Origin of the sequence: Arthrobacter sp. E3, from assembly GCF_017353415.1 — a bacterium.
GTDB lineage: Bacteria > Actinomycetota > Actinomycetes > Actinomycetales > Micrococcaceae > Specibacter.
Genome location: NZ_JAFMPX010000059.1, coordinates 1 through 14,823, shown reverse-complemented (window position 1 = coordinate 14,823; position 14,823 = coordinate 1). Strand labels below are relative to the sequence as shown.

The following is a 14,823-nucleotide window of genomic DNA, read 5'->3' as shown; positions in this document are numbered from 1 at the left end:
AGCGAGCTCTGCGAACACCTCACGACCACCCAAACCCGCTACCCAGGCACCGAGCTGATCCTGCGCTACACCATCAAAAACAAGAAACCGACCAACAAAAACTAAATCGCTAAGTCAAGAGCTCTGGATGATTGGGCCGTCATACTTCATGAAAGCACATGCAGAGTCGGACCAAGGGCTGGCTGACATTTGGAAGTACGAGCTGCTGCCGCTGTTGGAGGAGCAATACTTCGGTCGGCTGAACCGAGACAAGGTTCATGAGAAGTTCGGATTGCCTGCGATGTTGAAAAAGGCGCAGGCAAAAGTCGGCGCGATCGACTTGGCACTGAGCCAGCAAGAGCAGCCTGGCGAGGCAGTCGAGTATGGGGATTCCTCGGTAGAGTCAGATACCAAAGGTTCGGCTGTGTGATGCTGCAACATCTGGTGCTCGATGAGCTGCAGAGTGCGGCAGAACCATGCGACATGGATGGTGAAGCTGCCGCTCTCCTGCGCGAAACTGGGTTGGTCACAGTCTTGCCCGCCCTGAACGGGCAGTGGATCATTTTGCCATGTGGTCCTGTGGGTGCTGTGCAGATTGGAGACTTGCTGGTTGAGGTTAAACCGAAATCAAAGCTGAAGCTTAGTCGCCTTTTGTTTCTGCTTGGGTACGCCCGGAACCCGGGATTCAAGCCCGGCGATATTGCAGGATTGGAGGACCGCGATCTCTTTGGGGCACTAGCAGAATCCCTGGCCAGGCAGGTTCAGAGCGCCTTGGCGCGTGGGGTGTTGAACGGGTATGTGGCCGTGGAGGAGGCGCTTCGGACAGTTCGCGGCCGTATCAGGGTGGGGGATCAGATTTCACGGCGGCCTGGGATGCTGCTGCCGTTGGAAGTGTCCTACGATGACTTCACGGTCGACATTGCTGAGAACCGTATCCTGCGGACGGCGATCAGACGGATACTTCACGTGCCACGCCTGAGTGAGGACGTACGTGCACGACTGGTGCATCTGGACGCCAAATTGGACGGCGTTGTGCCTCTGCGGACTGGTAGTCCGTTGCCGCCATGGACCGAGTCCCGACTCAACGAACGCTATGTCCCGGCTTTGCGATTGGCGGAGATCGTCCTGCGGAATATGTCTGCGGAAGCAGGAGTCGGACGCCATCGTGTCGCGTCATTCGTGGTGAACATGGCCACTGTATTCGAGGATTTTGTTACTACAGCTTTGAGCGAAGCCCTCGCTGAACAACCTGGGATTACTTCTCCTCAATACCCGGCCTTCCTGGACCAGGATGAGGACCTCAAATCTTCGTCGCGTATTCGAATGTATGTGGATGTTGTCCATGAGATTTCCGGAAGACCAGCGCTCATATTCGATGCCAAGTACAAAGCATCTTCATGGTCGGGGGCCTATCCCAATGCAGACTACTATCAAATGCTGGCCTACTGTACATCGCTTGAGTTGCCGCGGGCTTGGCTGGTTTACGCCGGAAGTGGCATCCCGCGGATTCGCAGGATAGCCCACAGCGCTACTTCCATAGTCGAGTTTCCCCTGGATGTCTCTCGGAAACCTGCGGAATTGCTTGAAAGCGTGAGGGAGCTGGCGGCTGCGGCTATGCAGGCGTTTGTCCTGGACACGGTGATGGCTGACAACAGCCTTGAGGATGTGCGGGGATAGTCGCTATTCCATGGTGCGGGTCATTGCACGTGCAAATCAGTCAGTGTTGTCCAACAGCCTTGTAGGGGCTTGAACTTGATCCACGGTGGAGGCTTCGATCTCATTAATGGACATTCCCGCCGCGTTCTTCCACGCTTCCCGGCCGTTCATGCTGCCACCAACCAGAACGGCAGCCGCCTGGCTAGGGCTGGCGAACAGGTGGTCTTGAGTAAGCGCGAACTTCGAGCCTCGGATTTGGATAATTCCCCGGTCGATCAAGGATTGCCGGCTCCGGACTATTGACTGAATGGCCGACGGGCGGGCACTTGCGTTGCCGTAGGACCCTGACAACACAATGAGCCCCTCAGACGTAGGGTCGGCTTGTGCTTGGCATCCTGCTTGCTGGAAGTAGAGCCTGTCTACGGCCATCGAAGAGGGTGACTCGGCAGTGGCCTTGTGGATCGGTTCAAGTGCCGGGTAGCCGAGTGTTGCAATCAGGACTGAAATGGTTTCCAGATACTCGTTGCAATCAGCTTCCAATGGTGCAGGTGTGTAACGGTTGGACGCGGCATTGCCGTTCATGAGTGGGTAGCGCCCGGATTTCGCGGCTCGTGAAATAGACTCCCATTCCATGTAGCCCACGTGCGTATCGGTCCAGGTGTTCGTCAGGGACACCGCCACTATGGCACGGTCCCAGAATTCTTTGCCAGCGACGTGCTGCTTCAACCGGCTTCCGACATTGCCGCTCTGCCCGATGTAGCAGGAGGTGCTGTCCTCGGCGTCGGAGCCGAAGAGGAAATAGAGCCCTACTTGAGCAGCCTCCGGCATGGATAGGAAGCCGCTCAGCAAAGAACGGGGAACATCGAAAACCCGCACCGTCCGTGTCGTGATCTCCGCCATCCGAATTCCAGAAGGATCACCGTGTGGAAGAAATATCTGGATTGTCTGGGGACGTAGGCTGGCATGCATCTCGTGGCTCTCCTGCGGGGATAGGATTCTAAGGACCAACATACCTGCTTTGGCAACGGACAGTGGCTGACAGGACTAGCGATTTGAAGCTATCTGCAGGCGCTGCCTCATCGTCATCCGGGGGCTCCTGTACTGGAAAGTCACGGGTATTTCTGAGATCTCCATACGCGTTAGATCTACGTAAGATAATAACTGACCACGCATAAACACCAGCTGTCCAGCTTCGAGGGAAACTAGCGCCGGCGTTCGCCAGCCTTCCGGGGTGGCTTTTTCATAGAGAGGCCACAGTTCGATCAAAGTGCCGCGTTTATCTTGTCGAGTATGCACGACTAGAAATGCATCGACGTGGCCCGATGTCGCCAAAGTAGTGACAGATGTTGGGTGGCTTCGAAGTTCTTGGGCCATCTTCCTTCGGCCGACGGCAGCTCTGTAGATTACGGGCTTTTTTTGTCTGTGGCTTACTTCGCTGGCGGGATTGTCTGTGCAGGGATGTTTGGGCCAAGGCGGTCCGATTTCGTCGAAGAATACCCGACTGCCTGACGCATTTGCGTAGAAATAGACCAGTTGACCACAAACCGGACACGTGGCGTTGGGCTGTGCCCAATGTATTGAACGGACCAGACGGGGACGAACCGGAATTCGGACTTCTTTGGGAGTTAAAGACGACGCTTCAACTCGCACAGGACGTCGTTGAGCAGATATGTAGCTGCCTCCGCTGGCCCGAGTGACATTATGTGCGGAGACCCAGACTCGTTGACCATTGGGCCCACGACGATAGTGGCCGCGCCGACGATACGTTGTCATGGTGACATGATGGCATGCCTTCGTTGTGGTGCCAACTAAAGACAGAACGGTCAAAACTTGGACCGATGCCTGATGGCAACAAACAATTTGAGCCTCAGCCATCGTTTACGAACGCCACTAAGCCATACCCATTCCGCCGATCTGCCGTCCGCGGCTCATCGGTGGTTGGTATGCCGAGTTTTTGTCCATCGCCCATGGCGCTAGGATCCCAGCACCAACTAGTTGGTCGCTGAGTTGTGCGAGCCGATAGTTGGGGTCAGCCTCCAGTGCATGCTGGAAGCACTGGTGGGCGCGGGATCCTTTGCCCTCCCACCACTGGATGATGCCGAGGCTCGTGAGGACCGGGGCTGCGTCGGCGCCGTCGGCCCGGGTGTAAAGATGGAGCAGGAGCTCTTGAGCACGATCAACGCGTTGCCACTGGGGTGGGCGTTTTGTTTGGCCGAGCAGCAAATCGCCTAGGTTGTCGTCAAGTCCAGGAATGTCGGCCAAGAGCCGGTCTCGCACGGAGATGAACTTGAAATCAGCGAGCAGCTCGGCCGACTGTGCATCTGTTGGCAGGCCAGCACCCTCCAGCAAGCCTCCCCACAGGATTCGAGCCTTGGCCGTGGCAACCGGTGGGGTCATGGACTCGATCCGAATGCAGTGTTTGAACACCTCTTCGCTTAGGTCTCGCCGAGCGAGAATCGGGACGCGAAATCTTGGGCTCGGTTCAATGCTGGAACCACGAAATACCAGTTCAGCGTTAAGCTGGCTGGTCTCTATTCCCGCAAGAGGGTTACGGGCCAGCGGATCTGGGATCAACTGAAAGTAGTCAGTGAAGGAAGTATCGTCGATGATCCATCCATCGCGGACTTTGATGTTGCGCTTCGACAGCTCCCCGGTCAGGGCTTCCATGACGTCCTCGTAGGGCCGGTCGTCCATCGGCTCCCACGGGGCAGGTGTGAAGATGCCGAAGACGACGCCGGTCGCCTCACGATCGTTGGCAATGTACTTCACAACGTGTTGCACATATCGGTTCGTGTCCGCACCTGCCGTGGGAAGCCCGACCCGAAGGGTCGAGCCAATCCGGTGCCCGTCCAGTGTGATGAAGACTAGGCTTTCCTTGGGCCAATAGCCGAGGGTGTGCCCCATGAGGCTGATGAAGTCGTCTGGGGTTTTGATGCTGAGCCGTTCCACAATTCCTCCGACCATGCACTGGTCATGAGCCGAAGCTCCTGTCACCAGTCCATGGGCAGGGGGATGCAAAACGACGTAGGCGTAGCCTGGTTCAGTACCTTGTCAGTGCATCTTCAACGTGACTGAGTAGAGCTGCAGAATCATGTGCGAGGGGACAGTCTGGCCGCTTGAATTCGCAGTCACGTATCTCGATGACTCTGCGGTGTAGCCGACGCGCCGGCCGGACCGCCAGGACGTCGAACGGTGAGATCGGCTGGGAGTGGAGAACGACGTCGTCAATCCCCAGTGTCATGCGCCGCCACGTTGGATGGATTCTTAGCAGGAGCCAACGTAGCTGAATACTTCGCCGTAGCTGCCTGGCTGGCCGGCCCAAACGGGGCAGGGCTACTCCGATACCGATAAGTATCACGGCTGACGTCTCCATCACGCCGTTGAGGAAGTTCAAGAATGACAAGGGACCACCGTCCCTGTCGTTGGCGGCCACTACGAGTCCAGATAGCAAGCGGTCCGCGAGCATGAGGAAAAATGCGACGATTCCGAGGCCAATTAGCAGAAACCCCGCGCGAAAAGTTGCCCCTCGCAGCGGAGCTACCCTATGACGCAGGATCCACAAGATGTCTGTACTGACCCCCACGATGAATAAGGTACCGGTCCAGAGAAACAGCTGCATGCCGAATTGGTCACCATAAGTGATCGGTAGGTTCTGGTCGGTGCGGTCCACATGGCTGATGAGAAACCCGCACGTTACGGCGATGCCAGCCGCCGCCATGGCCGCATTTCCCAGCGTAAGGCGGTGACGCCGTCGTGCATCATTGGTATGGACCGCCAGCATGATGGCTGCATGGAATTGCCAAAAGCCAAGCAGCAGGGCGACGAGAGTTACGAGGCCGACGGTGTTGTGGCCGCCGAGCACAGGGTCCGCGGCGTAGTAGACGGGTGCGATGTGCAGTGTGCAAGCCGTTGCTGCGAAGACCGTGGCGCGGAATAGGTGGGCGCGGCGTGGGTCGACGGCTGCTGGGAGCCGGACGATGGCCATGAGCCACAGAGTCAGCGCTGGCACAATGAGCATCAGCCGAAGACTTCCTCGAGCCCGCTGGAGCCGCCACGTTCATCGCGTCCTTTGCCGCTGATGCGGGTAGAGAGTAGGTAGGCCAGGAATTCGGCGGACTGTTCGGCATCGTCATCGAAGCTAAAGCGGCCCATGATTTTGCGCGGCTGGGTGGGGAACGTTTCGCTGAATCCTTTGATGGTGATGCCGGTTGCGGTTTCCTCGTGGTTCAGAAGCAGGTGGCTGAATTCATGGAGGATGTTGTGCTGCCGGTGCAGCGTCGACAGATTGGGGGCGTAGTAGACGACTTTGAGGTTGCCGCAATCCGCGGTGAACGCGGGCACGTCGTGCTGATCGACAGGCATTTCCTGCACCGTAATGGTGATGCCGCGCAGCGCCTCGATGGCCTTCCTGATGGTTTCCACGGAGACGTTGCCGCCAAGGATCAGTGCCTTGTTGGCTTGGTTTGCGGCTCGGCGGGCGTCACGAATGCTCATGGTTCGGCTGATTCGCTGGTGTCATTACGTTTACTGGACCGATGTCGTCGAGGCGGTAGCCGTTGGGGTAGAGGCTGGATCCTGCGTTGCCCGGTATGAAGTGCGGCTCCGTGCTGAGTGGGCGGAGGCGGTGGATGGCGTTGCGTGACTGGAGCACCTTGTTCAGGGTTGCTTTGCTCAGTCTGGTGGCGCGGGGGAGGCCGAGGGCGTCGGTGAGACGGCCGTCGTCGAACATGGCGGAGAGCATTGGTCTGACCAGTGGCCTGGCTGGGCCGGGGAGTCTGGATTTCAGGACTTGAACGGTGCTTGCCATGAGCTGAGCGCCAGCGGGGGAGTAGGCGATGTTGTCGTACTCGTAGCTGTCGAAGAATGTCTCTGCCTCCTGGAGCGAAGTGGGGAAGCTGGTGATGTTCATACGGGCGCCGAGCTCGCTGTAGAAGCGGGTTGCTGCGGTTTCCTCCGCCAGTGTTGGTGCCCGCCAGGCGTGTGTGCGGGCCCAGCGGATGGGGACGACGAGGAGGGTGAGCAGGACGTAGAGGAAGTCGTCTTGGCTGCCGGGGACGTGGCGGTGGGCATGGTTGAGGAGGCGGATCATGTGGCGGCCGCGGTCGCTGTTCAGGCCGCTGGTGATGAGCTCATAGGTGACGATGGCGGTGTCGTAGGAGCGTTTCATGGGGCGTTCGATGATCTCGCCATTTAGCTGCAGGGTTGCGGCTATGCTCGGGACGGCGAAGTTGCGGTAGTAGGCAAGGAAGAAGCCGAGTTCGATGTCAGCGGCGAGATCGAAGAGGACCATCTGGCGGTAGGTGGCTTTCCAGTCGTTGGGGGCGGCCTCTGTCTGGCGGCGGGCGGACTCGGTACGACTACGGTTCATGCGCATTCGAGACCACCCTTCGCTACTGGTGCCAAGTGGCTCGGTGACGTTTGCGGTCATTAAGAGTAGTTGGCTCATTCCATCCTAGAACTCCTTAAAGCTGGCGGCCATACAGCGAGTCGAAACACTAGGTGAGGGACTACCCCGACTGTCGCGAATCCGCCGCCTGCACCCGATGCGGCGACCATAAGGGGGTCCAACAAATAATAAGGTGAGTATTCGAGCCAGCTAGCAGAAGGATTCAGATGGGTAAGGGAAACAGAAACAAGAAAGGCCGCAGGGGCGGGGCTGAAAAAGCTCCGATTGAGATGCTGTTCAAGGCATTCTTAGCAGTGGAGGACTTGTACGGGACGGAAACAAAATGTGTTGAGGCGTGTGTCATGCTTTACGGTATTGCGAAGCACCTAGGCTACGACCTCAAGCCGCGAGCCGTATCCGTGGGCGTACACGACTTCACCTCAGGTGTGTCGGTCGTCCTAGGCAAAAAAATCCTGGAAGGCATGAGTCCTGAGGCGCAAGCTGCTGCCGTGGGCGTCCTAGACGGGGATGAAAATCTTGGGCACGTCATATTGACGATGGACGATCCGGCGTACCTTCTGGACCCGAACATCAGCCAAGTGAAGAAACTTGGGGCCAACGTTTCGGGCATCTGCCGACCGATCAGGGTCACCGAGGGGATCTATGGATGGGAGCTCAAAGAAGAATGCTTTTCCATCGACTACGAACTCAATGGAAGCAGCAAGCTTCTCACGAATTTCTACGAACTGGCCGAGCTCGATGACGCCCATCATCGAGAAACAGCTGGATGGCTTCGCAGTGGAATGCGTCTGGCTCGCAATCCAACTAGTTAGAACTGGCTGTGCCAAGCATGCCGCTGGCGACTTACATGCCCGTTTCGTCGGTACCGTTTGCTGCACCAGTGGGGCCGGGGCCATCGAGGTGTTCTCATCAAGTATCATAGGCGAATGCACACCATCAGCGGAGGCGTCGGGGCTCCGGAGCCTGCTCACATTCCGTCACCGACGACAGACAGTTTGAGTATTCCGAAGATCCCGGATGCACTGATGACAGCCCTTGCCGGTGACTATCGCTCGCAGCACTCTTTCCCCTGGTCGCGTAAACCATGGATGGAGAAGATGCACGACCTGCCAGAGGTGCTGAGTCTGCTGGTGACCATGCCCGATCGCATCGACCGGCACCATGTCGCACAAACAGTCTCCACAGAGCTGGCCGCCGACCGGGTGATGTCAGGATTCATAGCAGCCATGGTATGGGGTTGGGGTGACGCGGGTGGGCGGGGCGCCGTGCGGACCCGCTGGGTACTCACAGGGGTCAACGGACGCGGCGAAGTGGTTTCTGCACTGCCGGTGGACCCGACGGTCAATGGAAGGCTCCTACAAGGTGCGGAGGCGGTCCGTGAGCATGGCCCAGTGGAAGGCTTCCGGACGATGAACAATGAGGCGCGTATCAAGCACCTTGGGCCCTCGTACTTTACGAAATGGCTGTACTTCACCTCCGCAGACGCCGGAGTTGAAAGTCGCAAGACTGCTCCGATCCTTGATGACAGGATCATTGAGTGGTTGGCGCAAAATGCTGGCGTTCAGCTCGACATCGGCTCAACCTCGGCATACACCGATTACCTGCGGCTGCTTTCGGCGTGGGGTGCGGAGTTCGGGCGTACGCCGGTGCAAGTAGAGACAGAGGTGTTTAGGCTGGCGACTGGTCGAGGCTGATTATCCGTGCTCTTTGATCGAATGAAGGGACAGCGATCCTAAGAAGAGTGCATCGCCAGTGGCTCAGTCGGATGAGACCTTCGACCCGGTTGATCAGCTTCGTCCAAGAGTTCGGTACCGCGGCAGAGGGCGCCCGTCGGAGGTGACGCGGGATCCTTGGTAGTGTCAGTGGTCGTCCGTAGCTTGGAATAAACAAATAGTTCAGTACCTAGTCGCACACCAGTGCGGAGGGGAGTCGTTCAAGTATGACATTGCCTGATTTTGCCTTCGCGCCGATCGATTACAACTACACCGCCGCGGACACGCCTGGGCTATTCACTGATGGCGCTGGAAGTAACGGTTGATGGTACGCCGGGCGCAGAACAAGCACCTTGTCAAGGTCGTCTACTTTGACGAAGAGTCCGTGTCCGACCTGCTGGATATCTCCGCCGGCGGGAAAGAGACGAGTTCCAAAGACCAAACAAAGGAACGCACCGCCGAGGTGGAAGCGAATGCTAGCGCCAAGGCTGCCGCGAAGTTCAATTGGTTGCCATTCTTCGGGGGCTCCATGGAAGCAGGCGCAGCTGCCAGTGCTTCCGCGCTTGGACGGAGCATTCTCAATAGGACGCTGTCGAACACGATCCTGACCGACTACCTAGGCAAGCTCAAAGACCTGAAGGGTATCGAACGGCTGATAGGCATGAAAGTCACTGCCAGTAAGGACTCGGCTGCTTGGATGAAGATGTACACGCCGTACATGGCAATGATGAAGACGGACGATCTGCCAGTGAATCTCGCAGCGCTGGACCATGCACTCGAATCGGCGAAGGGATATTACGAACTAATCGCCGAAGGCGGCGAGGGCGAGAGCTGCATCCTGCGTTTCAATATCCAAGCTTTCCGGAACAACTACGGTCTTGTCGACCTCGGGCGCATGAACCTTGTATTTCATGGAGTGCGTGTCGGGCGGGCATCGGTGTCTAGCCTGACCATGCAGGCAGAGATGTCGCCAGATTCCAGCCCGGAGATAACCGCACACCAGATTGTCCACGGGGAAGAAGCATCGCCTCGAGAAGTACAGCTCGAAGTGTACGACGTACTCCTAGCCGGAGTTGAGTATGACGGGTGAAACGGAGAAGGTCACGGCCTACTATGGACCTCTCTCGTGGTTCGAAGATGCAGTTGATGAGAGCGAAGACGAGGGGTTACTTGAGGCAGTCTTTGACTATGATGAGAGTCGTCGTGAGTTGCGGATCGTTCAAGACGGCGTGGAGCGAACTGACCCCGAGGTGATCGAGCGCCCGGAGCGGCTCGTTGCCAAGTCGGGTGACTATGCCAGTCTCAATGAGCATGTTATTTCCAACTTTCCGGGTTTGATCCGTTCTCTCAACCCAATTGAGCTTCACCTTCACAACCCACCCGAACAAGTACGAGCTCACCTTGAGCGAACCTTCCCGTCGATGTTCTCTGTGGAGCGGTATAAGTATCCAACGGCGACCCGTGCAACTCTTGTCGAGTTCCGGGACGGATTCGCAGGACACCTTGTCGGGCAGGAGGAAGTGAAGGACTCACTTCTGGCAGCGCTGTACCCCCCTTACTCGGGCCAGCCGAAATAAGCCGGTGGTGATCATGTTTTATGGTCCATCTGGCGTCGGTAAGACTGAGACAGCCCATTTTATCAACGACTTACTCGGCGGTGAGTTGATGCGTAAGCAGTTCTCGATGTTCCATAGCGAGAACTTCGCCTCCTATCTCTTTGGTGGTCGGCATTCCGAGTCATCTTTCGCTCGAGACCTTCTCGATCGAGAATCCGGTGTTATTCTCATCGATGAGTTTGATAAGGCTGCAGCCGTGTTCCATAGCGCGTTTTATCAGTTCTTCGACGGTGGTGTATTCGAAGATAAGAATTATCGCGTTGACGTTGGGCGATCTCTCATCATTTGTACCTCCAATTATGGGTCAGATCGGGAAATTCGAGATGCGCTTGGTGACGCACTCTACTCACGGTTCGATGCATTGATTCCTTTTCAACCGCTCTCGGCGGACGAGGTTCGCACCGTCATTAATCAACTAGTAGATCGACGCATGCGTGAACTTGACGATGATGAGCAGGCTGTACTGGACGCTTTAGACATCAAAGAACGCCTGGAACCACTCGTGCAGAACGCTGCCAATGTTCGTCGTCTCGGTAAGGTGACGAGCGAAGTGATCTCAATGATGTTGGTCGAATCGCTTCTTGCGGACAATGCGACAGACTTGAATGGAAAAGAAATGTCAACAGAAGAGGGTGGCGAATGAGTGGCCTAAGCGTGGCTCACAGGATGTATCTCGAAGCAGTGCTCGACATGACGGGTGGATACGTTCTAGATTTCTCGAATGCCTCTTTTGCCAACTTCTTTCGTGAACTTAACATCGATATCTACGACATCGAGCGATACCCAGGATTCGGGGATTCGAAAGCCAATAGAATCCGGGCACTATGGAAGGGTGGGTCTGAGGTTGAAATCTCTGCCTCCCTCCACGCTCTCGCCGAGTACCTAGATGCCCGAAAGGCAGCCGGGGTGTCTTACGCCGACATCACGGACGAGCAGGTCGAACGGATTCGTACGATCTCACAAAGCCTTATGCGCACGACGCCGGAAGAAAGAGCAACCTCTCCGGCAAACGATGCACACGCGACATTCACTACCGAAGCGACACTTGCAGCCAACAAGATTCAAATCGAAATCCATGAGGACATTTATAACCACATCGACCAGTATTTGGCCAATGGGGACTACTTTCATGCAGTAGAAGAGTCTTACAAACTTGTGCGAGAGAGCCTTCGGGAGAAGACCGGAAGCGAGAAAGCGACTGACGCGTTTTCCGCGTCGAACCAGGAGAAGATCTTCGGCCATGCACCTCAGAGTGCTGCTGAGAAGGACTTCTACGATGGCGTCAAGTACCTCAACATGTCGATACAATTTCTGCGAAATGAGAAGGCACACACGCCGGCAGCACCGCTTGAGCCGAATCTAGCTCTTCACTACATCTCAGTCGCAAGCCTTGCCTATGATTTGATCACGCGCTATGTGAGCGATGACGTGGTCCAGAAGACCGAGGAGCTCATCAGCGCCAAGCGTCGGAGTCTTTCCGCTTCTGCCTTCTATCGTTTGTTTAAGGGCGGCAAATGGCTGGAGAGTATCGATTTGCCGGATGACCTGAACTCGTTGTCGGTGCGTAAGGTGCTGAAGAAGAAGTGGCTTGCCGAGGTCGACTTCACCAGAAGCTATGATCACAGCAACATTATGGTGATGAGGCTCGAGGTTGTCGCCGATGCACTAACGAAGGCTGACTTAGACCATCTGCTTGAGCTTCCTACGGTCGACGCCCATGGTAATGATCAAGAAGCAGGCATGCTGCCTTTTTTGGAATATATGCAGCAGCAATTTCCGGAGAAGATGTCAAACAAGTCTACGACCTGGATCGAAGACAAGCTTCGCGAAAATGAGACGTGATTGAGACGCGACGCTAATCCACTGCATGCGGGGAACACCAACTAGCATCGCAACTAAGCGATCGAATCCATCGTTTGAGCCACGCTCGATGAGGCATACTTGGGAGCTGGGGAGCCTGACCACGAAACATGGTTCCGTGAATATTTAGGGGGAAATATGTGCGAATTTACGCCTGCTTGTAAGACTGGAGCACACAGCCGGGGCGGAATATGCAGGGTGACCGGAAGGCAAGGGAATACGTCCTTTCATTCAACCAACCCTGTCCCGCAGAGCTTTTCCTCTCCCGTAGTCGACATGAGTCCTCCCAGTGTTTCCACACCACCAGGTGTCCAACCCAGCACACCGACTCAACCAAGTCCGGCCTCAACGCCGATGAGCTCAACGCCGATGAACTCAACGCAAAGGAACCTGGCGATCCTCAAGGAACGCCTATCTGATCCTGGGGCGGATCTTTTGTGCTCCTGGCTCTTTGAGCCAGACTCTGTCTTTTCAACCGCTGCCGATCAACTTCTCCAGGCGGCAAACGAGAACGGTTATAGAGATCGGGTCAAGAGTCACTGGCTATGCGAGCTTCTGTGGAATGCGGCCGACTTCTTGAGTGGTGCCCAAGTAGGTGAGCTCGTATCAGTAACGATTGAGGAGATGTGCAGAAAGGCAAGCATGCCCCCGTTCGCAGCGAAAGTCATCGCTCGATGCGCGTCAAAGCTCATCGTTGACTCATCACCCGCGTCACCTGAGCAGATTGCCAAATTCCTGAGAGTACTTGTTGTTCTTATTTGTCCCGACGCCAACAACTGCGAGTATGGGTGCAAAGCGATAGACTTCCTGCTTGCGCCTGGAATCGAGGCAACCCTACGGGATTTTGCAACGATTGAACCGTCCCGGGTTTGATTCCGCTTGTCTTTTTTGAGAAAGCTTGTAAGTCTGCCTGTTCTGCCTCGTATCCCATGAGTTGCGAGACCCTCCCGAGCTGTGGACCAGCCGAGCAGTCTTGGGCGAATCAGGAGTAGAATGGCGTGCACAGCATTGATGACAGATTGGCTGTGCTCAGGGCCGCGCAGCCGGCGGGCAGGAGTTACCACCGAGTCATACAGAACTCATACTTTTGAAGGCAGAGCACCCACTATTTAGTACCTTGCATTGTTGCAATCTCATCATGCAGAAAGAGGCCAAAAGAGCCTATTGGCAGCGAAAAACCGACCCGTGGCATGACAGCGGGGGTCCTCGGTTCGAATCCGACAGGGGGCCCAGAAAGTCCGGAATCTATCGGTTCTCGAAAGTAGGAATGGCCCCGAAAGGGCCATTTTTGCCTAACTCATACTTCTGGGTCATCCTTTTCATCATTTTCTTTCAGTTGGGGCTGTCGTGTCCCCTCCGCTGATCCGGTAAGGACGCGGTCTCCGATTCCTGACCCTCGGTACTTTTTTCCTGTGTCCTTTCATGTCCATTGATGTGCCGTCACTTAGGATTTTGTTCTGCGCCCGGCCCGTTCTGCGAAGGCGTCCAGCGCCTCGATCATTTCCGGGGCCCTCCAGAACCGGCCCTGCTTGAATTTGTCGACGCTGACGACGATACCGGCAGATTCCAGCGAGTCCATGGCACGTTTGCTGCGCATGTAGTCCAGTCCTAGGCGGCCCTGAATTGTCGCTGCATTCACCACCGGTTGTCTGGCTAATAAATCCAAGACTTTCCAAACGGCCGCATCACTGCGGGCGGTGATTTTCTCGCGCCAGGAACTGGTTATCGTTGAAACGTCGCCAGCCAAAGTGGTGCCATTCTCAATGGCCAGAAAAGCGGCTTCCGAGCATTGCTCGATGATCGCATCCGGATCGCCTTCACGGTAGAGCGTCAGGGCCTGATGGTAACCCTTGACGTTGGCCAACAATCCTGCGGATACAGGAACGGTGACTCGTGAAGCCACGCGACGGTGCTTGAGCATCGAGTGCAAGAGCGCCCGTCCCGTTCGTCCGTTGCCATCGGTAAACGGGTGGATGGTCTCGAATTGGGCGTGGCAGATGGCGGCCTGGACCATGACAGGGAGGTCGGGGCGCCGTGCATAGGCCATGACGTCATCCATAAGCTCGGGTACACGTTCGAACTTCGGTGGAACGAAGGTTGCTCCAACGGGTGAAACGACACTAGTGCCGATCCAGACCTGCTGCTGCCGCCATCGCCCCGCCACGTCCTCATCCGGGGTTCCGTCCATGAGTGCTTCATGCATGCGCAGGACACTGGCAGTGTTCATTTCATCTGCAGAGGCGAGCGCCGCCTCCATGGCCCGTACATTGCGAACGACGAGTGTCGCGTTGGCTTTTTCGGTGGATACCAGTTCCGCTTCCCCAAGACTGCGCGCGCTGGCCGTAAGGTTTTCGATTCGTGACGATGCAGCAGATTCGCTACGGAGCAGCAGCGGTGCGAAGGGGGCCAGATGCTGGCCGTAGCGCTCATCGAACCGAGCAATGGCCACGGCTGATTCTTCGGCTAAGGGTTCGCGATGTAATAACTTATGGTTTTGGTTAGTTTCCCGTTAAACTTGTGCCATGGTTGACCTCACTGAGCATGCTGAATCCACAGCCCGTAGATATGCGGCCCTCCGGACTCACCTGAACGA

At 56.4% G+C, this 14,823-nt stretch carries 14 protein-coding genes; 8 read left to right on the top strand and 6 right to left on the bottom strand.

What is annotated here, in order from left to right; genetic code table 11:
• Window positions 1–148 precede the first annotated feature (148 nt).
• Window positions 149–409: a hypothetical protein gene (locus JMA46_RS16250; protein WP_207346388.1), complete on the top strand. Its 261-nt coding sequence runs from the start codon at window positions 149–151 to the stop codon at window positions 407–409.
• On the top strand, window positions 409–1,656 hold the full coding sequence (locus JMA46_RS16245) for a restriction endonuclease (RefSeq protein WP_207346390.1): 1,248 nt from the start codon (window positions 409–411) through the stop codon (window positions 1,654–1,656). The genes JMA46_RS16250 and JMA46_RS16245 overlap by 1 nt, the downstream gene beginning before the upstream one ends.
• Before the next feature lie 36 nt (window positions 1,657–1,692).
• On the opposite strand, the gene JMA46_RS16240 is transcribed toward JMA46_RS16245, so the two are convergent.
• The 5 genes from JMA46_RS16240 to JMA46_RS16220 form a co-directional block, all read right to left on the bottom strand.
• A complete protein-coding gene (locus JMA46_RS16240; protein ID WP_247647381.1) occupies window positions 1,693–2,535 on the bottom strand; it encodes a GIY-YIG nuclease family protein in 843 nt (280 codons plus the stop codon).
• A gap of 990 nt (window positions 2,536–3,525) precedes the next feature.
• Complete coding sequence (locus JMA46_RS16235) at window positions 3,526–4,599, bottom strand: DUF4192 domain-containing protein (RefSeq protein WP_207346386.1); 1,074 nt, start codon at window positions 4,597–4,599, stop codon at window positions 3,526–3,528.
• A gap of 76 nt (window positions 4,600–4,675) precedes the next feature.
• Window positions 4,676–5,653: a DUF6545 domain-containing protein gene (locus JMA46_RS16230; RefSeq protein WP_207346385.1), complete on the bottom strand. Its 978-nt coding sequence runs from the start codon at window positions 5,651–5,653 to the stop codon at window positions 4,676–4,678.
• Window positions 5,653–6,129 carry an ImmA/IrrE family metallo-endopeptidase gene (locus tag JMA46_RS16225; RefSeq protein ID WP_207346384.1) on the bottom strand — a complete coding sequence of 159 codons (477 nt, stop codon included), beginning with the start codon at window positions 6,127–6,129 and terminating at the stop codon, window positions 5,653–5,655. The genes JMA46_RS16230 and JMA46_RS16225 overlap by 1 nt, the downstream gene beginning before the upstream one ends.
• On the bottom strand, window positions 6,116–7,081 hold the full coding sequence (locus tag JMA46_RS16220; RefSeq protein WP_247647380.1) for an oxygenase MpaB family protein: 966 nt from the start codon (window positions 7,079–7,081) through the stop codon (window positions 6,116–6,118). The genes JMA46_RS16225 and JMA46_RS16220 overlap by 14 nt, the downstream gene beginning before the upstream one ends.
• A 167-nt stretch (window positions 7,082–7,248) precedes the next feature.
• Between JMA46_RS16220 and JMA46_RS16215 the strand changes: the two genes are divergently transcribed.
• The 6 genes from JMA46_RS16215 to JMA46_RS16190 all read left to right on the top strand — a co-directional run bounded on the left by JMA46_RS16215 (window position 7,249) and on the right by JMA46_RS16190 (window position 12,212).
• Complete coding sequence (locus JMA46_RS16215; RefSeq protein WP_207346383.1) at window positions 7,249–7,854, top strand: hypothetical protein; 606 nt, start codon at window positions 7,249–7,251, stop codon at window positions 7,852–7,854.
• A 114-nt stretch (window positions 7,855–7,968) separates the two neighbouring features.
• Complete coding sequence (locus JMA46_RS16210) at window positions 7,969–8,736, top strand: hypothetical protein (protein ID WP_207346382.1); 768 nt, start codon at window positions 7,969–7,971, stop codon at window positions 8,734–8,736.
• 343 nt (window positions 8,737–9,079) lie between these two features.
• Window positions 9,080–9,844 carry a DUF6414 family protein gene (locus JMA46_RS16205; protein ID WP_207346381.1) on the top strand — a complete coding sequence of 255 codons (765 nt, stop codon included), beginning with the start codon at window positions 9,080–9,082 and terminating at the stop codon, window positions 9,842–9,844.
• Complete coding sequence (locus JMA46_RS16200; RefSeq protein WP_207346380.1) at window positions 9,834–10,331, top strand: hypothetical protein; 498 nt, start codon at window positions 9,834–9,836, stop codon at window positions 10,329–10,331. The genes JMA46_RS16205 and JMA46_RS16200 overlap by 11 nt, the downstream gene beginning before the upstream one ends.
• A 13-nt stretch (window positions 10,332–10,344) precedes the next feature.
• Window positions 10,345–11,013 (top strand): AAA family ATPase, encoded by a 669-nt coding sequence (locus JMA46_RS16195; RefSeq protein WP_247647383.1) that lies wholly within the window; start codon window positions 10,345–10,347, stop codon window positions 11,011–11,013.
• 23 nt (window positions 11,014–11,036) lie between these two features.
• A complete protein-coding gene (locus tag JMA46_RS16190) occupies window positions 11,037–12,212 on the top strand; it encodes a TIGR02391 family protein (protein ID WP_207346378.1) in 1,176 nt (391 codons plus the stop codon).
• A 1,462-nt stretch (window positions 12,213–13,674) separates the two neighbouring features.
• Here JMA46_RS16190 and JMA46_RS16185 read toward each other — a convergent pair.
• A complete protein-coding gene (locus JMA46_RS16185) occupies window positions 13,675–14,679 on the bottom strand; it encodes a Fic family protein (protein ID WP_348770200.1) in 1,005 nt (334 codons plus the stop codon).
• Between the last annotated feature and the right edge of the window lie 144 nt (window positions 14,680–14,823).